This is a genomic window from Streptomyces sp. NPDC038213, assembly GCF_055600495.1.
Genome location: NZ_JBVJYM010000010.1, coordinates 181376 through 202089, shown reverse-complemented (window position 1 = coordinate 202089; position 20714 = coordinate 181376). Strand labels below are relative to the sequence as shown.

17 protein-coding genes are annotated in these 20714 nt (G+C 73.0%); 4 read left to right on the top strand and 13 right to left on the bottom strand.

Annotated elements, in window-relative coordinates:
* Positions 1 to 413 precede the first annotated feature (413 nt).
* The 3 genes from ACZ7JZ_RS17720 to thyX form a co-directional block, all read right to left on the bottom strand.
* Positions 414 to 2099, bottom strand: coding sequence for a ribonuclease J (locus tag ACZ7JZ_RS17720; RefSeq protein WP_470939747.1), 1686 nt, complete (start codon positions 2097 to 2099; stop codon positions 414 to 416).
* A gap of 138 nt (positions 2100 to 2237) precedes the next feature.
* Positions 2238 to 3137, bottom strand: coding sequence for a 4-hydroxy-tetrahydrodipicolinate synthase (gene dapA / locus ACZ7JZ_RS17715; RefSeq protein ID WP_470939745.1), 900 nt, complete (start codon positions 3135 to 3137; stop codon positions 2238 to 2240).
* Between the two features lie 183 nt (positions 3138 to 3320).
* Entirely contained in the window at positions 3321 to 4061 is a 741-nt protein-coding gene (thyX, locus tag ACZ7JZ_RS17710; RefSeq protein ID WP_470939742.1) for an FAD-dependent thymidylate synthase, read from the bottom strand.
* A 209-nt stretch (positions 4062 to 4270) separates the two neighbouring features.
* Here thyX and ACZ7JZ_RS17705 point away from each other — a divergent pair, with 209 nt between their 5' ends.
* Complete coding sequence (locus tag ACZ7JZ_RS17705; protein WP_470939739.1) at positions 4271 to 4507, top strand: hypothetical protein; 237 nt, start codon at positions 4271 to 4273, stop codon at positions 4505 to 4507.
* A gap of 95 nt (positions 4508 to 4602) precedes the next feature.
* Complete coding sequence (locus ACZ7JZ_RS17700; RefSeq protein ID WP_470939736.1) at positions 4603 to 5163, top strand: hypothetical protein; 561 nt, start codon at positions 4603 to 4605, stop codon at positions 5161 to 5163.
* 50 nt (positions 5164 to 5213) lie between these two features.
* On the opposite strand, the gene ACZ7JZ_RS17695 is transcribed toward ACZ7JZ_RS17700, so the two are convergent.
* The 6 genes from ACZ7JZ_RS17695 to eccD form a co-directional block, all read right to left on the bottom strand.
* A complete protein-coding gene (locus tag ACZ7JZ_RS17695) occupies positions 5214 to 5666 on the bottom strand; it encodes a hypothetical protein (RefSeq protein WP_470939733.1) in 453 nt (150 codons plus the stop codon).
* A 16-nt stretch (positions 5667 to 5682) separates the two neighbouring features.
* Complete coding sequence (gene dapB, locus ACZ7JZ_RS17690) at positions 5683 to 6435, bottom strand: 4-hydroxy-tetrahydrodipicolinate reductase (protein ID WP_470939730.1); 753 nt, start codon at positions 6433 to 6435, stop codon at positions 5683 to 5685.
* 29 nt (positions 6436 to 6464) lie between these two features.
* Complete coding sequence (locus ACZ7JZ_RS17685; RefSeq protein ID WP_470939727.1) at positions 6465 to 7844, bottom strand: M16 family metallopeptidase; 1380 nt, start codon at positions 7842 to 7844, stop codon at positions 6465 to 6467.
* Positions 7841 to 10069: a polyribonucleotide nucleotidyltransferase gene (locus ACZ7JZ_RS17680; RefSeq protein ID WP_470939780.1), complete on the bottom strand. Its 2229-nt coding sequence runs from the start codon at positions 10067 to 10069 to the stop codon at positions 7841 to 7843. The genes ACZ7JZ_RS17685 and ACZ7JZ_RS17680 overlap by 4 nt, the downstream gene beginning before the upstream one ends.
* Before the next feature lie 283 nt (positions 10070 to 10352).
* Positions 10353 to 10640, bottom strand: a complete 288-nt coding sequence (gene rpsO, locus ACZ7JZ_RS17675) for a 30S ribosomal protein S15 (RefSeq protein WP_365048709.1) — start codon at positions 10638 to 10640, stop codon at positions 10353 to 10355.
* Positions 10641 to 10862: 222 nt separating this feature from the next.
* A complete protein-coding gene (eccD, locus tag ACZ7JZ_RS17670; RefSeq protein WP_470939723.1) occupies positions 10863 to 12353 on the bottom strand; it encodes a type VII secretion integral membrane protein EccD in 1491 nt (496 codons plus the stop codon).
* Positions 12354 to 12529: 176 nt separating this feature from the next.
* On the opposite strand from eccD, the gene eccCa reads away from it, so the two are divergent.
* Positions 12530 to 16558, top strand: a complete 4029-nt coding sequence (gene eccCa, locus ACZ7JZ_RS17665) for a type VII secretion protein EccCa (protein ID WP_470939720.1) — start codon at positions 12530 to 12532, stop codon at positions 16556 to 16558.
* Between the two features lie 127 nt (positions 16559 to 16685).
* Positions 16686 to 16919 (top strand): DUF397 domain-containing protein, encoded by a 234-nt coding sequence (locus ACZ7JZ_RS17660; protein ID WP_470939717.1) that lies wholly within the window; start codon positions 16686 to 16688, stop codon positions 16917 to 16919.
* A gap of 130 nt (positions 16920 to 17049) precedes the next feature.
* Here the strand turns inward: ACZ7JZ_RS17660 and ACZ7JZ_RS17655 are convergent, their stop codons facing one another.
* From ACZ7JZ_RS17655 to eccB, 4 genes are all read right to left on the bottom strand, one after another.
* Positions 17050 to 17340: a WXG100 family type VII secretion target gene (locus ACZ7JZ_RS17655; protein WP_470939714.1), complete on the bottom strand. Its 291-nt coding sequence runs from the start codon at positions 17338 to 17340 to the stop codon at positions 17050 to 17052.
* A gap of 72 nt (positions 17341 to 17412) precedes the next feature.
* On the bottom strand, positions 17413 to 17751 hold the full coding sequence (locus tag ACZ7JZ_RS17650; RefSeq protein WP_470939711.1) for a WXG100 family type VII secretion target: 339 nt from the start codon (positions 17749 to 17751) through the stop codon (positions 17413 to 17415).
* A 95-nt stretch (positions 17752 to 17846) separates the two neighbouring features.
* On the bottom strand, positions 17847 to 19097 hold the full coding sequence (mycP, locus tag ACZ7JZ_RS17645; protein WP_470939708.1) for a type VII secretion-associated serine protease mycosin: 1251 nt from the start codon (positions 19095 to 19097) through the stop codon (positions 17847 to 17849).
* 32 nt (positions 19098 to 19129) lie between these two features.
* Positions 19130 to 20674 carry a type VII secretion protein EccB gene (gene eccB / locus ACZ7JZ_RS17640; protein ID WP_470939705.1) on the bottom strand — a complete coding sequence of 515 codons (1545 nt, stop codon included), beginning with the start codon at positions 20672 to 20674 and terminating at the stop codon, positions 19130 to 19132.
* Positions 20675 to 20714 lie beyond the last annotated feature (40 nt).

The window sequence follows — 20714 nt, the reverse complement described above, 5'->3', positions numbered from 1 at the left end:
TTCTCAAGGTGCGGACGCTTCCTTTGTACTGACCCTCTCGGGCTTTCCTCCGGGCGCTTCCTTCGTTCCTGCGTTTCCGACTCTATCAGATCTTTCCGGACCCGATTTCCTCGGCGCTTTCCGGTCCAAGCCGCTTTCGCGCTTTTCCCTTCCCGCGTTTCCAACTCTACCAGATCATTTCCGTGCCGTTTCCGGCTTGGATTTGAATTCGGTGGCCGTTGGAAGGCCTTTCCCTTTCGGGCGGTCCAGACCATATCAGGTTTCCCCGGTCTGTTTGTCCGCCCGGCCTCTCAGGGGTCGAGGCACACGTGTGTGCCCGGGTTCCTTCCGAGGCGGAGACGTAAACGTACTGGAGCGGGGCCCCCGGACGCAAATCCGGTTGCCCCGCTCCCGTGCGGGCTGTACGGGCGGGGTCAGACCTCGACCACGACCGGCAGGATCATCGGCCGGCGGCGGTAGCCGTCGGAGACCCACTTGCCCAGCGTGCGGCGGATGAGCTGCTGCAGCTGGTGCGGCTCGGCGACGCCGTCCGCGGCGGCCCGGGCGATGGCCTCTTCGATCTTGGGGACCACGGCCGAGAAGGCCGAGTCCTCGATGCCGGAGCCGCGGGCGTTGATGTTCGGGCCGCCCACGACCTTGCCGGTGGTGCTGTCCACCACGATGAAGACCGAGATGATGCCCTCGTCGCCGAGGATGCGGCGGTCCTTGAGCGAGGCCTCCGTGACATCGCCGACCGAGAGGCCGTCCACGTAGACGTAGCCCGCCTGGACCTTGCCCGTGATGCGGGCCTTGCCGTCGACCAGGTCGACGACCACGCCGTCCTCCGCGATGACGATGCGGTCCGCGGGGACGCCCGTCATGACGCCCAGCTCGGCGTTGGCCCGCAGGTGGCGCCATTCGCCGTGGACCGGCATCAGGTTCTTCGGCTTGCAGATGTTGTAGAAGTAGAGCAGCTCGCCGGCGGAGGCGTGGCCCGAGACGTGCACCTTGGCGTTGCCCTTGTGGACCACGTGGGCGCCCCAGCGGGTCAGGCCGTTGATCACGCGGTAGACCGCGTTCTCGTTGCCCGGGATCAGGGACGAGGCCAGGATGACCGTGTCCCCGGGGACGATCCGGATCTGGTGGTCGCGGTTCGCCATCCGGGACAGGGCCGCCATCGGCTCGCCCTGGGAGCCCGTACAGACGAGCACGACCTCGTCGTCCGGCAGGTCGTCGAGGGTCTTGACGTCGACGATCAGCCCGGCGGGGACGCGCAGGTAGCCCAGGTCGCGGGCGATGCCCATGTTCCGGACCATCGAGCGGCCGACGAAGGCGACCCGGCGGCCGTACTCGTGCGCCGCGTCGAGGACCTGCTGGATGCGGTGCACGTGGCTGGCGAAGCTCGCCACGATGATCCGCTTCTGGGCGCCCGCGAAGACCCCGCGGATGACGTTCGAGATATCGCGCTCGGGCGGGACGAAGCCCGGGACCTCGGCGTTCGTCGAGTCCGAGAGGAGGAGGTCGATGCCCTCCTCGCTCAGGCGGGCGAAGGCGTGCAGGTCCGTCAGGCGGTTGTCCATCGGGAGCTGGTCCATCTTGAAGTCGCCGGTGGCGACCACCAGGCCCGCGGGGGTGCGGATGGCGACGGCCAGGGCGTCCGGGATGGAGTGGTTGACCGCGATGAACTCGCAGTCGAAGGGGCCCAGGTTCTCGCGCTCGCCCTCCTTCACCTCGAGGGTGTAGGGGCGGATGCGGTGCTCCTGGAGCTTCGCCTCGATGAGCGCGAGGGTCAGCTTGGAACCGATCAGCGGGATGTCCGGCTTCTCCCGGAGGAGGTAGGGGACGGCGCCGATGTGGTCCTCGTGCCCGTGCGTGAGCACGATGCCCTCGATGTCGTCGAGGCGGTCCCTGATGGACGAGAAGTCCGGCAGGATCAGGTCGATGCCCGGCTGCTCCTCCTCCGGGAAGAGGACGCCGCAGTCGACGATCAGCAGCCTGCCGTCGAACTCGAAGACCGTCATGTTCCGGCCGATCTCGCCCAGGCCTCCCAGGGGGGTGACCCGGAGGCCGCCCTTGGGCAGCTTCGGCGGCGGGCCGAGTTCAGGATGCGGATGGCTCAAAATATCTCCTCACCGTGCGCGCCGCGTGCCTCTGGGGCCGGGCGCACACGACATACGTGCACGTGCGTCGTCTTGGTCGGGCTGGTCTTTCTCGCGCTGCACGCTTCCGGTGCAGCTATTCAGTTGTGAAGTCCGTTGTCAGAGCTGTACCCCGCCGGCGGCGAGATCCAGCTTGAGCTGCGCGGTCTCCTGCTCGGACAGGCCGATCAGCGGGAGGCGCAGCGGGCCCGCGGGCAGGCCCTGGAGGGCCAGGGCGGCCTTCGTGGTCATGACGCCCTGGGTGCGGAACATGCCGGTGTAGACCGGGAGCAGCTTCTGGTGGATCTCGGTGGCCTTCTGGACCTCGCCGGCCAGGTGGGCCTCGACCAGGGCGCGCAGGTCGGGGGCGACCAGGTGGCCGACCACGGAGACGAAGCCCGCGGCGCCCACGGAGAGCAGCGGGAGGTTCAGCATGTCGTCGCCGGAGTACCAGGCGAGGCCGGAGCGGGCGATGGCCCAGCTGGCGGCACCGAGGTCGCCCTTGGCGTCCTTGTTGGCGACGATGCGCGGGTGCTCGGCGAGGCGGACCAGGGTCTCGGTGTCGATCGGGACGCCGGTGCGGCCGGGGATGTCGTACAGCATGACGGGCAGCTCGGTGGCGTCGGCGACGGCCGTGAAGTGCCGGTACAGCGCCTCTTGCGGGGGCTTGTTGTAGTACGGGGTCACGGCGAGGAGGGCGTGGGCGCCGGCGCGCTCGGCCGCGCGGGTGAGTTCGAGGGTGTGGTGGGTGTCGTTGCTGCCGATGCCGGCGACCACGTGGGCGCGGTCTCCTACCGCCTCCAGTACGGCTCGTACGAGGTCGGTTTTCTCCGCGTCGCTGGTGGTCGGGGACTCGCCGGTGGTGCCGTTGACGATCAGGCCGTCGTTGCCTGCGTCCACCAGGTGGGCAGCGAGTCGCTGCGCGCCGTCGAGGTCGAGTGCGCCGTCCGCCGTGAAGGGCGTGATCATGGCGGTGAGGACCCGCCCGAAGGGGGTCTGCGGAGTGGAGATCGGAGCCATGGGTAACACGCTACTCGCTGCTCTCCCCGCGGTGTCCCCTCGGGGGACGTGATGAGGGCGTCGGAGCCCGGCACTGCCTGCTCGGGGGTTCAAGCAGTGCCGGGTCCGTTTGATCAGCCTAGATGAACTTCACGAAACGTCGCAATACGGACACTTCGGTGGATGGTGGCGAACATGCGTCCGCTACGGGGCCACGCGTCCGTTCGCGTTGAAGGCCGCGTAGGTGAGGGGCATGAGGCGGGCCCACTGCTCCTCCATCTTCTCGCCGACCATCTCGATCTCGCGCTGCGGGAAGGAGGGGACGGCGGCCAGCTCGTGCTGGGTGCGCAGGCCGAGGAAGTGCATGAGGGAGCGGGCGTTGCACGTGGCGTACATCGAGGAGAAGAGGCCGACGGGCAGGACCGCGCGGGCCACCTCGCGGGCCACTCCGGCGGCCAGCATCTCCTGGTAGGCCTCGTACGCCTGGCGGTAGGAGTCCTCCATGGACCGGGCGGTCAGCTCGTGCTGGGCCTCGGTGCCCTCGACGAAGACGTACTTGCCGGGGCGGCCCTCCTGGACGAGCCTGCGCTCGGCGCCGGGGACGTAGAAGACGGGCTGCAGCTCCCTGTAGCGGCCCGACTCCTCGTTGTACGACCAGCCCACGCGGTGCCGCATGAACTCGCGGAACACGAAGATGGGGGCGCTGATGAAGAAGGTCATCGAGTTGTGCTCGAACGGGCTGCCGTGGCGGTCCCGCATCAGGTAGTTGATGAGCCCCTTCGAGCGCTCGGGGTCCTTCTGGAGCTCGTCCAGGGACTGCTCGCCGGCCGTCGACACACGAGCCGCCCACAGCACGTCGGAGTCGGCGGCGGAGTGCTTCACCAGCTCCACGGTGACATCGCTGCGGAAGCTGGGCTTCAGGTCGGGTGCGGGGGTCTCGCTCACCGGCGGGGTCCTTCCAGTCGCATCGCACGGGCGGCGCTTACTCTACGGCGCCCCGCCGACAACACCCGCAACGGGCGCCTCGCAGGATTTTCGGTCAATCTGCCGGAAACCGGCACCGATGGGCTCCGCCGTTCGTCTGACCGGGTAGCAACGCGTGATCCCGTTCCGGCGCCCTTCCAGCGGGCGTGCAGCCGTGAGGAGAGCCCTTCATGTTTCGCCGGCGCGAGCCCGTGCCCTTCGCCTTCGTCGCCGAGGCCGACCGGTTCCGCAGTAACGTCACTCCTCCGCCGCGCGAGAGTCTGAGCAGGACTCAGATCGCCGCCCGTAGTCTGGTCGGACTCACAGTGGTGTCCGGTCTGGTCGGCGCGCTGCTCTTCGGGATGCCCTCCCTCCAGCCGCAGCAGAAGTCCGGCGAGGTGCGGCAGTCGCAGGCCGACCGCCGCTGACCCGTCCGGCGCCCCTGGGGTGGAAGGCCGAAACCGGGCTGGATAGCCTCACGGGGCACAGCCCGACCGAATGTGCATGTGAGTGAGGATCAGCCGTGCCCCTGCCCTTCCTGACGGCGGACAGCGCATTCGACGCGCAAGATGACGACTCCGCTCTGCCCTTCCACGACCACGAGCGCTGGCGGCGCCCCTACCGGCCCGGCCCCTGGCGGGTGGCCGCGGGCGCCCTGCTGCTGCTCCTGGCCTCGTTCATGCTGCTCGCCGTGATGGTCATCGCCTTCGCGGGGGCGTACGGCGGGGCCGCGGCGTGCTTCGCGGCCGCCGCGCTGGTGATCGCGGCCGCGCTGCGGCTGCTGCGGATGGGCGTGTGGGTGAGCCCCCGCGGGCTGCGCCGGGTGTCCTTCCTGAGGACCCGTACGCACTCCTGGAGCGCGGTCTCCGGGCTGCGGACGGTCCAGCAGCCGGTGCGGTGGCTGGGGCTGCCGCGGACGGTGCAGGGGCAGGCCCTGACGGCGGTCGTGGACGGGGGGCAGCCCGTGGCGCTGCTGACCGACCACAACGCCGACTTCCTGTCGCGGACCGAGGCCTTCGACCGGGCCGCCGACGTGCTGGCCGCCTGGTCCGCGGAGCGCCGGCCCCTGGCCCACGCCGGCTGAACAGCTCGTCCTCCCGGCCCGTACGGCCGGGGCCGGAGCCCGTACGGACCTCAGATCCGTACGGGCTCCTGCGCGTGCAGGGCGATGGCGCGCTGCATGGCCTTGCGGGCCCGGGGGGTGTCCCGGGCGTCGTGGTAGGCCACGGCGAGGCGGAACCAGTTGCGCCAGTCGTCCGGCGCGTCCTCGGTCTCGGCCCGGCGGCGCGCGAAGACCTCGTCCGCGGAGTCGCGGAGGATGCGGCCGTACGCGTCACGGGCCAGTTCGTCCTCGGGGAGGCCGCCCTCGGCCTCCAGTTCGGCGGCGAGCCGGTTCGCGCGGGTGACGAAGCGGGTGTTCTGCCACAGGAACCAGACGCCGATGACCGGCAGGATCAGCACGGCCGCGCCGAAGGTGACGGTGAGCCAGGTGCCCTGCTGCAGGAGCACCAGGCCCCTGCTGCCGGCCAGGACGAAGTAGACGACCAGGACGGCCGCCGTGAGGAAGTACGTGATCTTCGCGCGCATGGGTGGTGCCGCCTGCTCAGCCGAGGTCGAGGAAGTTTTCCAGGCCGAAGGTGAGGCCCGGGGTGCGCACCACGCGGCGGGCGCCGAGCAGGATGCCCGGCATGAAGCTGCTGTGGTGCAGGGAGTCGTGGCGGATGGTCAGGGTCTCGCCCTCGCCGCCGAGGAGGACCTCCTGGTGGGCCAGGAGCCCGCGCAGCCGGACGGCGTGCACGGGGACGCCGTCCACGTTCGCGCCGCGCGCCCCGTCGAGGGCGGTGGACGTGGCGTCGGGCTGCGGGGCGCAGCCTGCCTTCGTCCGGGCCTCGGCGATGAGCTGGGCGGTGCGGGTGGCGGTGCCGGAGGGGGCGTCGACCTTGTGGGGGTGGTGCAGCTCGACCACCTCGACCGATTCGAAGTAGCGCGCGGCCTGGGCGGCGAACTTCATGGTGAGGACGGCCCCGATGGAGAAGTTCGGGGCGATGAGCACACCGGTCTCCGGGGAGCCGGAGAGCCAGGTGTCCAGCTGCGCGAGGCGGTCCGCGGTCCAGCCCGTGGTGCCCACGACGGCGTGGATGCCGTGGCGGACGCAGAAGTCGAGGTTGCCCATCACGGAGGCGGGCGTGGTCAGCTCGACCGCGACCTGGGCGCCGGCCTCGGCCAGCGTCTCCAGCTTGTCGCCGCGGCCGAGCGCCGCGACCAGTTCCATGTCCTCGGCGGCCTCGACGGCCCGGACGGCCTCGGAGCCGATCCGGCCCTGGGCCCCGAGGACCGCCACGCGCAGCTTGCTCATGTCTTCGCTTCCTTACGTACGTACGGACATCAGGCGACCGCTTCGTCGAGGCGGGCGGCCTGCTTCTCCTTCAGCGGGCCGATCACCGACAGGGAGGGGCGCTGGGCCAGTACATCCTGTGCGACGGCGCGGACGTCGTCCGGGGTGACCGCCGCGATGCCGGCGAGCATGTCGTCGACGGACATCTGGCTGCCCCAGCACAGCTCGCTCTTGCCGATGCGGTTCATCAGGGCGCCGGTGTCCTCGAGGCCGAGGACGGTGGAGCCGGAGAGCTGGCCGATGGCGCGCCGGATCTCCTCGTCGGTCAGTCCCTCCGCGGCGACCTTGTCCAGCTCGTCGCGGCAGATCTTCAGGACGTCGTGCACCTGGTTGGGGCGGCAGCCCGCGTACACCCCGAAGAGGCCGCAGTCGGCGAACCCGGAGGTGTACGAGTACACGCTGTAGGCGAGCCCGCGCTTCTCCCGGACCTCCTGGAAGAGGCGGGAGGACATGCCGCCGCCGAGGGCGGTGTTCAGCACGCCGAGGGCCCAGCGGCGCTCGTCGGTGCGGGCCAGGCCCGGCATGCCGAGGACCACGTGCGCCTGCTCGGTCTTGCGGCCGAGGAGCTCGACCCGGCCGGCGGTGCGCAGGGTGCGGCTGCCGGTGCGGGGGGCGACGGGGACGGCGTCGGTGCGGCCGAGGGCGCCGGCCTTCTCGAAGGCGGCGCGGACCTGGCGGACGACCTTGGCGTGGTCGACGTTGCCCGCGGCGGCGACGACCAGGTGCGTGGGGTCGTAGTGCTTCTTGTAGAAGCGGGCGATCTGGTCGCGGGTGAGCGCGTTGATCGTGTCCACGGAGCCGAGGACGGGGCGGCCCAGCGGGGTGTCGCCGAGCATGGTGTGGGCGAACAGGTCGTGGACCATGTCGCCCGGGTCGTCCTCGGTCATCGCGATCTCTTCGAGGATGACCCCGCGCTCGGCGTCCACGTCGGATTCGAGGATCAGCGAGCCCGTGAGCATGTCGCAGACCACGTCGATCGCCAGCGGCAGGTCCGTGTCGAGCACCCGCGCGTAGTAGCAGGTGTACTCCTTCGCCGTGAAGGCGTTCATCTCGCCGCCGACCGCGTCGATCGCGGAGGAGATGTCGAGGGCGGAGCGCTTGTGCGTGCCCTTGAAGAGGAGGTGCTCGAGGTAGTGCGTGGCGCCGTTCAGCGTGGGGGTCTCGTCGCGGGAGCCGACGTGGGCCCAGATGCCGAAGGTGGCGGAGCGGACGGAGGGCAGCGTCTCGGTGACGATGCGCAGTCCGCCGGGAAGGGTCGTGCGGCGGACGGTGCCGATGCCGTCACGGCCCTTGAGGAGGGTTTGGGTACGGGCGACGGCCCGCCCCTCCGAAGAGGGGCGGGCCGTCGGCCGGGAACTACGCGACGTCACTTGTCGGAGTCGTCCTTGTTCTCGTCGGCGGCGTCCGCGTCGGCCTCGCCCTCGATCACGGGGATCAGGGAGAGCTTGCCGCGCTGGTCGATCTCGGCGATCTCGACCTGGACCTTGGTGCCGACCGCGAGCACGTCCTCGACGTTCTCCACGCGCTTGCCACCGGCGAGCTTGCGGATCTGCGAGATGTGCAGCAGGCCGTCCTTGCCGGGCATGAGGGAGACGAAGGCACCGAAGGTGGTGGTCTTGACGACCGTACCCAGGTACCGCTCGCCGACCTCCGGCATGGTCGGGTTGGCGATCTGGTTGATCGTGGCGCGGGCGGCCTCGGCGGCCGGGCCGTCGGCGGCGCCGATGTAGATGGTGCCGTCGTCCTCGATCGTGATCTCGGCGCCGGTGTCCTCCTGGATCTGGTTGATCATCTTGCCCTTGGGGCCGATGACCTCGCCGATCTTGTCCACGGGGATCTTGACGGTGATGATCCGCGGGGCGAAGGGGGACATGGCGTCCGGCGTGTCGATCGCTTCCATCATCACGTCGAGGATGTGGAGGCGGGCGTCGCGGGCCTGCTTGAGGGCGGCGGCCAGGACGGAGGCCGGGATGCCGTCGAGCTTGGTGTCCAGCTGGAGCGCGGTGACGAACTCCTTGGTGCCGGCGACCTTGAAGTCCATGTCGCCGAAGGCGTCCTCCGCACCGAGGATGTCGGTGAGGGCGACGTAGTGGGTCTTGCCGTCGATCTCCTGGGAGATCAGGCCCATGGCGATGCCGGCGACGGGGGCCTTGAGGGGCACACCGGCGTTCAGCAGCGACATGGTGGAGGCGCAGACCGAGCCCATGGACGTCGAGCCGTTGGAGCCGAGGGCCTCGGACACCTGGCGGATCGCGTAGGGGAACTCCTCGCGGGTCGGCAGGACCGGCACGATCGCGCGCTCGGCGAGCGCGCCGTGGCCGATCTCGCGGCGCTTCGGGGAGCCGACGCGGCCGGTCTCGCCGACGGAGTACGGCGGGAAGTTGTAGTTGTGCATGTAGCGCTTGCGGGTCACCGGGGAGAGGGTGTCCAGCTGCTGCTCCATGCGGAGCATGTTGAGGGTGGTGACGCCCAGGATCTGGGTCTCGCCACGCTCGAACAGCGCCGAGCCGTGCACGCGCGGGATGGCCTCGACCTCGGCGGCGAGGGTGCGGATGTCCGTGATCCCGCGGCCGTCGATGCGGACCTTGTCCTTGATGACACGCTCGCGCACCAGGGCCTTGGTCAGGCTGCGGTAGGCGGCGGAGATCTCCTTCTCGCGGCCCTCGAAGGCCGGGAGGAGCTTCTCGGCGGCGATGTCCTTGACGCGGTCGAGCTCCGCCTCGCGGTCCTGCTTCCCGGCGATGGTGAGCGCCTGCGCGAGCTCGCCGCGGACGGCCTGCTCCAGGGCGGCGTACACGTCGTCCTGGTAGTCCAGGAAGACCGGGAACTCGCCCTCGGGCTTGGCGGCCTTGGCGGCGAGGTCCGACTGGGCCTTGCAGAGGACCTTGATGAAGGGCTTCGCGGCGTCGAGGCCGGCGGCCACGACCTCCTCGGTGGGCGCCTCGGCGCCGCCCTTGACCAGCTGGATGGTCTTCTCGGTGGCCTCGGCCTCGACCATCATGATCGCGACGTCGCCGTCCTCGAGGGTGCGGCCCGCGACGACCATGTCGAAGACGGCGTCCTCGAGCTCGGTGTGCGTCGGGAACGCCACCCACTGGCCGCGGATCAGCGCGACGCGGACGCCGCCGATCGGGCCGGAGAAGGGCAGGCCGGCCAGCTGGGTGGACGCGGACGCGGCGTTGATCGCGATGACGTCGTACAGGTGGTCCGGGTTCAGCGCCATGACGGTGGCGACGACCTGGATCTCGTTGCGCAGGCCCTTCTTGAAGGACGGGCGCAGCGGGCGGTCGATCAGGCGGCAGGTGAGGATCGCGTCCTCGGAGGGGCGGCCCTCGCGGCGGAAGAAGGAGCCGGGGATCTTGCCGGCCGCGTACATGCGCTCCTCGACGTCCACCGTGAGGGGGAAGAAGTCGAGCTGGTCCTTGGGCTTCTTCGACGCGGTGGTCGCGGAGAGGACCATCGTGTCGTCGTCCAGGTACGCGACGGCGGAGCCGGCGGCCTGGCGGGCCAGGCGGCCCGTCTCGAAGCGGATGGTGCGGGTGCCGAAGGTGCCGTTGTCGATGACGGCCTCGGCGTAGTGGGTCTCGTTCTCCACTAGCGTTTTCTCCATTTTCGTCGTCTCCGTCCGTCACCCGTGTGGTGGCGGACGGTTGCGGAGAGGCGCTCCTCGCGTGCAGGCCGGTCTTCGATCGAAGCACCCGGTACGGGGCCCCGACGGGCTCTCCGGGTGCCACTACCGAGGACCGGCGGCGTGAGGGAGGGCGCTCCTCCTCTTCAGTTGTGCACGTGGGTCCAGACTACAAAGCGTCCGGTACGTCCCGCACGTACAGCAAAGGGAGCGGCCCCCTCAGTGTGGGAACCGCTCCCTTCACAGCGTCCTACTTGGCGCCCGCGGCACCGCGGCGGATGCCGAGGCGCTCGACCAGGACGCGGAAGCGCGCGATGTCCTTCTTGGCCAGGTACTGCAGCAGGCGGCGGCGCTGGCCGACCAGGATCAGCAGGCCACGACGGGAGTGGTGGTCGTGCTTGTGGGCCTTCAGGTGCTCGGTCAGGTCCGAGATGCGGCGGGAGAGCATCGCGACCTGGACCTCGGGGGAGCCGGTGTCGCCCTCCTTGGTGCCGAACTCGGCGATGATCTGCTTCTTCGTGGCGGTGTCAAGCGGCACGTGCACTCCTTGTGATGATGCGTGGCCACCGAGTGCCCCAGGTCTACGTCTCTGAGGAGCTTCCGATACTCGGGAGGCGGGTCCGCCGCGCGCATTTCCCGCTCCCGGTGCAGAGGACTGCATGGAACTGGGGGCTGCGTACACAGACGGCCGTCACACAGCGTACCAGGAGCCCGGACGGCGGCGCCGCGGGTTTCCCCGGGCGGTCCCCCGGGCCGCCCCTCAGCCGGTGAGGGAGCGGGCCGCGGAGTAGGCGTCGAGGACGGCGAGGGCCAGCGGGACCAGGCTGAGCAGGACGGCGGCCTCGGTGAGGTCGAGCAGGCGCCCCCAGAACGGTGACAGGCCGGTGCGGGGGATGACCAGCGCGACGGCGGCGAGGAGGGCGGCGCCGAGGGCGAGGGCCGCGGTGAGCCAGAGGGCGCGCAGGTCCAGGCCGGAGCGGTCGCCCCGGACCAGGGCGTCCAGCAGGGGCTGCGGCGGGTCCGCGGCCAGGTGCACGACCAGCAGGACCACGGCGGCGAGGCCGGCGGTCAGGGCGCAGGCGACCTGGGAGGTGTAGCGGAAGAGGCGGGCGCGCATCAGGACGGCCAGGCCGGCGGCGAGGGCGAGGAGCCGGGCCCAGGTGCCGTCGGAGGAGCCGAGGACGGCGGCGGAGGCGGTGACGAGGGCGCAGCAGCCCGCGGCCAGGCCCAGCAGCAGCTCGTGGCCGCGGCGGGCCCGGGCTGCGATGAGCTCGGCGTCGACGGCCGCCGGGGCCCCGGCGGCCCCGGCCGCGCGGTCCGGGTAGGGGGCGCGGTCGGGGGGCTCGTAGGCGTCGGCGGCGCTGCGGGGGGCGGCGTAGCCGATGGGGAGCCGGGCGAAGCGGGCGGAGAGGCCGGGGAGGAAGGCCAGGAGGCCGATGGCGGCGGGGGCGCAGACGGCGGCGGCCGAGGTGGCGGAGGCGCCGGTGAGGATCGCGAGGAAGCAGGCGAGGGAGCCGGCGGCGGAGAGCAGGGCCGCCGCGACGAAGGGGGCGTCGCCGCCGGGGGTGAGGGCGGTCAGCGCCGCGGAGGCGAGCAGCACGCACAGGCAGCCGGTGAGGAGCTGGAGGCGGCCGGGGCCCTGGCCGGCGGCCGGGGCGACGATGCCGGAGCCGGCGACGAGGAGCAGCGGGAGGGCGCCGAGTCCGAGGGCGGTGGCGGCGGCGCGGTCCTGGTAGACGCGGGCGCGGACGGCGGCGTACGCGGCGAGGAGGAGGCCCGCGGCGCCGGCGGCGGCTGCGGGGAGGCCGTGCGTGTCGTGGCGGACCGGGTCGGCGTACCAGAGGACGAGGGCCATGAGGACGAGGAGGACGGCGGTGCCGGCGAGGCCGGCGCCGCGGAGCATGCCGTCGTCCCAGCGGCGGCGGTCGCGGACCACGGCGGCGGCCACGGCCTCGGACACGTCGTCGAACACGGCCGGGGGCAGGGACTCGGCGAAGGGGCGCAGGCTGAGCACGTCGCCGTCGAGGACCTGCTGGGCCGCGAGGGTGCGGGCGCCGTCGAGGACGCGGCCGTCGCGGCGGACCAGGTGGTAGCCGGCGGGGGTGCCTGCGGGCTGGGACTGGCCGGTGAGGCGCAGGAGTTCGGGGTAGACGTCGGCGACGGCGATGTCCTCGGGGAGGGCGACGTCGATGCGGCTGTCCGGGGCCACGACCGTGACCCTGCAGAAGCCGGTCGCTGTGGCCGTACTCACCTTGTCTGACCCCCTGGTTCGCGGTGGCGCACCCGGTGCGCCGGGCGGTGCGGAGCGTCACCCTACCCGGCGGCGGCGGGGCCCCCGGACAGTAGGATCACCTGCCGCGGAGGCCGGACCTCCGTACCGGGGGCGCCTGGTGACGCCCCGTCCGCTGTCGAGGGATTGATGTTCCGGTGAGCCAGATCGTCGTCAAACGCCCGCCGCGGTCCCTGCCGCCCGAGGTCCCTTCGCAGGAGCTGAGGCTGGAGCCGCCGCCGGAGCTCGCGCGGGGGCAGCAGGAGGGGATGCTGCTGCAGCTGCTGCCGACGCTGGGGATGGGCTCGTCGGTGGTGTTCTTCTTCCTCTCCCCGCAGCCGTTCATGCGGATCATGGGCGCGGTGATGCTGGCGTCCACGGTGGCGATGGTGGTCGCGCAGGTGGTGCGCTTCCGGCGCGGTACGCAGGGGCAGGTGGCGGACGTCCGGCGGGACTACCTGAAGTACTTGTCGCAGACGCGCCGTCAGGTGCGGCGTACCGCGCGGGTGCAGCGGGACGCGCAGTTGTACCTGCACCCGGCGCCGGACCAGTTGTGGGCGGTGGTGGCCGAGGGCTCGCGGGTGTGGGAGCGGCGGGTCGGGGACGCGGACTTCGGGCAGGCGCGGCTGGGTCTGGGGGCGCAGCGGCTGGCGACGGAGCTGGTGGCGCCCGAGACGGCTCCGGTGGACGAGCTGGAGCCGCTGTCGGCGGGGGCGGTGCAGCGGTTCCTGGCGGCGCACGCGTACCTGGACGGGCTGCCGGTGGCGGTGTCGCTGCGGGCGTTCTACCACCTGGGGGTGTCGGGGGACGGGCCGGAACCGGGTGCGGGCGGCGAGGCGGCGCGCGGGGCGGTGCGGGCGCTGGTGGCGCAGCTGGTGGCGCTGCACTCCCCCGAGGACCTGGTGGTGGCCGTGGTGGCCGCGCCGGGTGCGGCCGCGGCCTGGGACTGGGTGAAGTGGCTGCCGCACGCGCAGGTGCCGGGGCGGGTCGACGGGGCCGGTGCGCGGCGGCTGTTCGGCGGGGACCTGGCCGAGGTGGAGGAGCTGCTCGCGCCCCGGCTGGAGGGGCGGCCGCGGTTCAGCCGGGACGTGCCGCCGGTGCTGGACCAGCCGCACGTCGTGCTGGTGCTGGACGCCGACTCGCCGCGCGGCGGGGGCCTCCCCGCGGAGTCGGTGTTCGCGGCGGCGGAGGGGCTCCAGGGGGTGACGGTCGTCGAGGTGGCGAGCGGGGAGCCGGCGGGCGCCGCGCAGCCGGCCGCGGATCCGGGGCTGCCGGGCGGTCTGTCGGTGCGGGTGTCGCGGGGGCGGCTGCTGCTGGAGTCGGGCGGCGGGGTGGCGTACGAGGGGGTGCCGGACTTCCTGTCGCTGCCGGCGGCCGAGGCGCTGGCCCGGCAGCTGGCGCCGCTGCGCACGGGCGGCGGGGACGGGGACGAGCCGCTGCTCGCGAACCTGGACTTCACGGACCTGCTGAACCTGGGTGATGCGGCCTCGGTGGACGTGGCGCGGACCTGGCGGCCGCGGTCGGCGGGTGAGCGGCTGCGGGTGCCGATCGGGGTGGGCGAGGACGGCTCGCCGGTGATGCTGGACCTGAAGGAGGCGGCGCAGGAGGGCATGGGCCCGCACGGGCTGTGCGTGGGTGCGACGGGTTCGGGCAAGTCGGAGCTGCTGCGGACCCTGGTGCTGGGTCTGGCGGTCACGCACACCTCGGAGACGCTGAACTTCGTCCTGGCGGACTTCAAGGGCGGTGCGACGTTCACGGGGATGGCGCAGATGCCGCACGTGGCCGCGGTGATCACCAACCTGGCCGACGACCTGACGCTCGTGGACCGGATGGGCGACTCGATCCGCGGCGAGCTCCAGCGGCGCCAGGAGCTGCTGCGCTCGGCGGGCAGCTACGCGAACGTCCACGACTACGAGAAGGCCCGGGCGGCCGGCGCCCCGCTGGAGCCGCTGGCCTCGCTGGTGCTGGTGATCGACGAGTTCAGCGAACTCCTCACCGCGAAGCCCGACTTCATCGACATGTTCATCCAGATCGGCCGGATCGGGCGCTCGCTGGGCGTGCACCTGCTGCTGGCCTCGCAGCGCCTGGAGGAGGGCAGGCTGCGGGGGCTGGACACCTACCTGTCGTACCGGATCGGCCTGCGGACCTTCTCGGCGGCGGAGTCGCGGACGGCGCTGGGCGTGCCGGACGCGTACCACCTGCCGTCGGTGCCGGGTTCGGGCTACCTCAAGTTCGGTACGGACGAGATGGTGCGGTTCAAGGCGGCGTACGTGTCGGGCCCGTACCGGGCGGGCGGCCGGGAGCCGTCGGCGGGGCCGTTCCCGGTGGAGCGGCGGCCGGTGCTGTTCACGGCGGCTCCGGTGCCGGTGGTGTACGCGGCGCCGGACCCGGCGCACCGGGCGGCGGAGAAGGCGGCCGCGGAGGGGGCGGCGCGGGAGCGGGCGGAGTCGGTGCTCGACGTGGTCGTGGGCCGGCTGGAGGGCCAGGGGGTGCCCGCGCACCAGGTGTGGCTGCCGCCGCTGGACGAGGCCCCGCCGCTGGACCAGCTGCTGCCGGCCCTGGGCTCCTCGGCGGAGCGCGGGCTGCACGCGGAGGGGTACACGCGGCCCGGCGGGCTGGTGGTGCCGCTCGGTCTGATCGACAAGCCCTTCGAGCAGCGGCGCGAGGTGCTGTACCGGGACTTCTCCGGCGCGGCGGGGCACCTGATGGTGGTGGGGGGCCCGCAGTCGGGCAAGTCCGCGCTGCTGCGGACCCTGGTGGCGGCGTTCGCGCTCACGCACACCCCGCGCGAGGTGCAGTTCTACGGGCTGGACTTCGGGGGCGGCGGGCTGGCGGCCCTGGAGGGGCTGCCGCACGTGGGCGGGGTGGCCTCGCGGCTGGACCCGGAGCGGGTGCGGCGCACGGTCGCGGAGGTGGCCGGGGTGCTGGCCCGCCGGGAGGAGTTCTTCCGGGCGCACGGGGTGGACTCCATGGCCGCGTACCGGCGCCGGCGGGCGGCGGGCGAGCTGCCGGACGAGGTGTTCGGGGACGTGTTCCTGCTGGTGGACGGCTGGGGGGCGTTCCGTGCGGACTACGACCAGCTGGAGCCGGTGGTCGCGGACATCGCGGCGCGGGGGCTGGGCTACGGCGTCCACGTGGTGCTGACGGCCTCCCGCTACATGGAGGTGCGGGCCGCGCTCAAGGACCAGGTGCTGGGACGGCTGGAGCTGCGGCTCGGCGACGCCATGGACTCCGAGTTCGACCGGAAGGTGGCCGCGAGCGTGCCGCAGGGCGCGCCCGGCCGCGGGCAGGTCGCCGAGAAGCTGCACTTCATGGCCGCGCTGCCGCGGGTGGACGCCCGTACGGGCGCGGCGGACCTGGCGGAGGCCACGGCCGCCCTCACCGGGGCGGTACGGGCGGGCTGGGCCGGTCCGGGTGCGCCCGCGGTGCGGCTGCTGCCGCACACGCTGCCGGCCGACCGGCTGCCGAAGGGCTTCGAGTACCCGCAGCACGGCATCGCGATCGGCATCGACGAGACGGACCTGGAGCCGGTCTTCGTGGACTTCGAGACCGACCCCTTCTTCCTCGTCTTCGGCGGGGGCGAGTCGGGCAAGACGGCGCTGCTGCGCCTGATCGCCAGGCAGCTGGCCGAGCGGTACACCCCGGACCAGGCGCGGATCGTGGTCGGCGACTACCGGCGGACGATGCTGGAGGCGGTGGCCCCCTCGCACCTGCTGGAGTACGCGCCGACGGCGGCCGCGATGCAGATGCACATGGAGGCGGTGGCCACGGTCATGGGGCGGCGGGCGCCGACGGCGGACGTCACCCCGCAGCAGCTGCGCGACCGCAGCTGGTGGACCGGTCCGCAGCTGTTCGTGATCGTGGACGACTACGAGCTGGTGGCGGCGGGGTCCGGTGCGTCGAACCCGCTGGCCGCGCTGGTGGAGCACCTGCCGTTCGCGCGGGACGTGGGCGTCCGCTTCATCGTGGCGCGCAGTGCGGCGGGGGCGTCGAGGGCGGCGTACGAGCCCTTCGTGCAGCGGATGAGGGAGCTGGGCGCGCAGGGCGTCGTGCTGTCGGGCGACCGGGCCGAGGGAGAGGTGCTGGGGGGCGTACGGGCGCGGCCGATGCCGCCGGGGCGGGGCACGTTCGTGTCGCGCAGGCGCGGGACACCGCTGGTGCAGCTGGGCTGGCTGCCGGACCGGTAGGCCGTCCGCGGGACCTGCGAACAGGGGTGTCCGGGCGGGGCGGGCAAGTACGATGCCGGAAGGGGCCGTTGGTACCGGGACCCGCAGATCGGCCTGCACTGCCCGCACCTCCGAAGGGAAACCGCTGATGTCTGACGCACGCGAGAAGGACGAGCTGTACGCCCTGGACATCTCCGGGGCCGAGTGGCTCAGCGCTCCGGGGACGGAGGACCACGAGGAGCGGGTGGAGATCGCCCACCTGCCGGGCGGGGCCGTGGCGATGCGGTCCTCGCTGGACCCGGAGACGGTGCTGCGGTACACCGAGGCGGAGTGGACGGCCTTCGTCCTGGGCGCGCGGGACGGGGAGTTCGACCTCAGGTAGGCGGGGGCGCCCCGGGGCCGGGCCTGCCCCGGCACGACGTGCGCGGGGGCCCGGTACGCGGTGTGCGTACCGGGCCCCCGTGCGTACCGGCCGGGGTGCGGGCGGCGGTCCGCCCGGCCGGTCCTGCGGTTCAGACCATGCGGAAGCGGGCGGCGTTGCCCTTGTCCGTGTCCTGGTAGCCCGCGAGGGAGCTGTCGAGCAGGTTGGCGATGTCGCCGAGCTTGCCGTTCATGCCCGCCATCTCGGTGGCGACGGTCAGCTGGATGTCGATGTACGCGGTCTTCGCCTCGCCCTCCCAGGACTGCGCGACCTCGTTGACCTGGGACATCAGCTGGTCGAGCTCCTGGGTGAGCTTGTGGGCGGTGCGGCGCACGTCGTCGGCCGCGGTGGCCACGGTGTCGTAGTTGACTGCGAGGGACATGTCGGTGTTCTCCCGTTGGTTCGAGCGTCGCGCTCGGGCGTCGTGGGGCGGGCGGCGGGCCGGGCCCGGCCGTCACATGTCGAGGATGGCGCTGCTGTTGCCGCCGCTGCCGGCGCCGACCCTGCGGATCTCCGCGATGCGGTCCTGCTCCTCGGCGGTGAAGCCCTTGACGCTCATGCGCATGGCCTCCTCGAGCTCGACGAGCTTGTTCTTGATCTTGGCCAGGTGCTCGTTGACCCCGCGCTGGAGCAGGTCGTACTCCTGGCTCGCGGCGCCCTTCCAGCCCGCCTGGATCCGGTCGACCACGTCGTTCAGGGAGTTGATCCGGGTGGAGAGCTCCGTGTGGTACGCGTTGATCTCCCCCGCGAGCTGTTGCTTCCTGACGTCGTCGACTTGGAGGTTCATCGCCATCTCGGTTCTCTCCCGTCATCACACTTGTGAAGTCCCTTGACACTCTAGCCACTTCAGCCTGTGCTCCCGGCAAGTGCCCTCGGCAAAGGCGTACTTCAACGACTGCAAAGCGGGCCGCCGCGGCGGCCCCGCCGGGCCCGGCGGTCGCGCAGGGCGACGGCGGCGACGGCGGTCACCGCGAGCAGGACGGCGGCGGCGAGGACGGCGTGGACGGCGTACCGCTGGTCGCGCTCGCGGGGGGTCTCCCCCGCCGGGAGGGGCGCCGCGTCCGGGGCGGCGGCCGCGGGCGGTCCCGGGTCGGCCCTCGGGGCCTCCTTGGGGGTCTGGTCCTCCGTGAGGGCCCGTACGGGGTCCACGACGCCCCAGCCGACGAAGCGGTCGCGGCCGTTGACCCGGCGCTCAGCCGTCTGCTCGATCTGGGTGACGATCTGGCGGGGGGTCCAGTCCGGGTGCCTGGCCCGCAGCAGGGCGGCGACGGCGGCGGCGTACGGGGCGGAGAAGCTGGTGCCGCTGTCCACGCACTGCCCGTTGCCGGGGACGGTCGAGACGATGTCCACGCCGGGGGCCGCGACCCCGACGAAGCCGCCCGGCTGGGAGAACTCGGCGCGCTCGTTGGTGCGGTCGGAGGCGGCCACGGCGAGGACGCCCTCGAAGGCGGCGGGGTAGGTCTTCTTCTGCTCCCCGTCGAGCCCGTCGTTGCCCGCGGAGGCAACGATCACCACACCCTGCGCGAGGGCGTCCCGGACGGCGCGGGCCAGGCGGGAGCTCGGGGCCAGCGGCTCCGGGGTGTCCTGGGAGATGTTGACGACGTCCGCCTTCTGCGCGACCGCGTGGTCGATGGCCGCGGCCATGGTCTCGGCGGTCCCGCTGCTGCGCTCGTCGTTGTGGCGGATGGGGATGATCGTCGCCTCGGGGGCCAGTCCGACGAAGCCGGTGCCCGCGCGGGGGCGGGCGGCGATCACCCCGGCGACCTTGGTTCCGTGGCCCGCGCGGTCCTCCGTGCCGTCCTTGGACGGTTCGAGGAAGTCGCGGCCCGCGGAGGCGTCCACGGCCCCGCGCAGCTGCGGGTTGACCCGGTCCACGCCCGTGTCGATGACGGCCACGCGGACCCCCTTGCCCCGGGTGTGCTGCCACAGCTCGTCGAGGAGCACCCGCTGCAGGGCCCAGGGGCGGCCCGCCGTCTGCTCCTTCATGGGGAAGGTGCAGGCGCCGGAGCCGGAGCCGGCGGCCGCGGCGGGCCCGGCCGCGGCCGGGAGCGCGGCGGCGGGGGCGAGGCAGGCCAGGAGCAGGGCCGCGGTACGGGCGCGCAGCGCGCGGGGCCGGGGGCCGGTCCGGGGCCGGGGCACCGGGTACGGCGTCCCCGCGGACCCCGTGGGGCTCACGAGCCCTGCGGCTGGCGGGCCGCGTTGGTGTCCAGCCGGGGGCCCTTCGACAGGAACTCCGACCAGGCGAGGGGCACGGGCACCGGCACGGTCTCGCCGTAGCCGAGCCGGACCTGCGCCCGGCTCGGCTCGGGGCGGCCGTCGGGGCCGGGCCCGGCGGCCGCGGCGCCGATCTCCGAGCGGCCCGCGTCGCTGTCCCCGTTGGCCTGGACGGCGTACCGCAGGCCGGTGTCGGTGAGCAGGAAGAGGGAGCCGTCCGGGCTGCTGCCCCGGACCTGGGTGTAGAGCAGGCCGGTGCCCGGGGTGACGTAGGTGCTGCTGCCGGTGGCGGTGATGTCGGCGGGATAGCCGGCGCCCGCCCAGGTGCCCAGGCTCGCCCGGCCCCGGGGGTCGACGCCGTGCAGGACGGCGCAGACGGTGTCGCGGGCCGCCGGGCCGGAGGCACCGGCGGCGTGGTTGACCTGTTCGGTTCGCTGCTGCGGCCAGCGGGCCCGCCCGGCGAAGGGGGTGCGCTCCGGGTCGAGGGACTGGCGGTCCACCTCGCGGGGGCGGCCGTTCATGTCGAGGCCCCCGCTGTCGGGCGCGTGGATGAGCAGCCAGGCGGTGAAGGCCGAGACCTCGCGGACGGCTCCGGGCAGGACCACGTAGTGCTGGGGGCCGGATCCGGTGCCGGCGCGCAGGACCATGCCGACGCGGTTGTCGGCGGCGGCGAGGCCGGGCACCTGCGCGTCGGCGCCCGGGGTGCCGGGCAGCCGGGGGAAGGCGAGGGTCGTGCCGGTGGGGAGGGCCGCCAGCCACTCGGCGGTGACCTGCTGGGGCTGCCCGTTGCCCACAAGGGCGTCGAGGAGGATCTCGCGGTGCTTGCGCGCCCCGCCGACGGGGTACTTGGTCCCGGCCCGGTCCACCAGGTAGTGCACCCTGTCGGGGCCCTGCACGTACAGCACCTGGTCGCCGCGCAGCCGGCGGGGGCCGTCGGTGGGCGCGGCCTCGCGGCCCGCGAGCACGAAGACGGCGGTCTGCACCGCGCGGGCGCTGCGCCCGCCCCTGCCGCCGGGCCGCTGGCAGACCGCCCAGCGCTTGGCGGTGCCGGCGTCCTTCGCGGAGGGCAGCCGGTCGGGGGCGTACGGGATGCCGATGATGGGACCGCGCGGGGGCCTGCCCGCATCGAGGACCTCGTCCGCGACGTGGACCACGTCGAACCGCCGGGGGTCCAGCACGAGCCGGGCGGAGGCCAGGTTCAGCACGGGGTGCAGGCGCGGCCTGCCGCCGGTGTCGAGGACCACGTACCGCGTGGTCGACTCCTTGCCGACGATCACCTTGGCGCCCGCCGCGTCCCAGCCCCTGGGCGCCGTGGGGCTGAACATGCCCCACGCGCCGAACCCGGCGAGCAGCAGCGCCCCGGCGACCAGCCCGGGGACCACGGCCCGCAGCGGGCGCGGGGCGCCCTCCTCGCTGCCGGTGGCGGAGGGCTGGAGGAACGCGGCCACCGTCCGCCGCTTCGCGAAGGTGTACGCGTTGAGCTCGTCGCGCCGTGATGCCATGACCGCCTGCTTCTCCCCGTACGGCCCGGTCGGTGGGGAC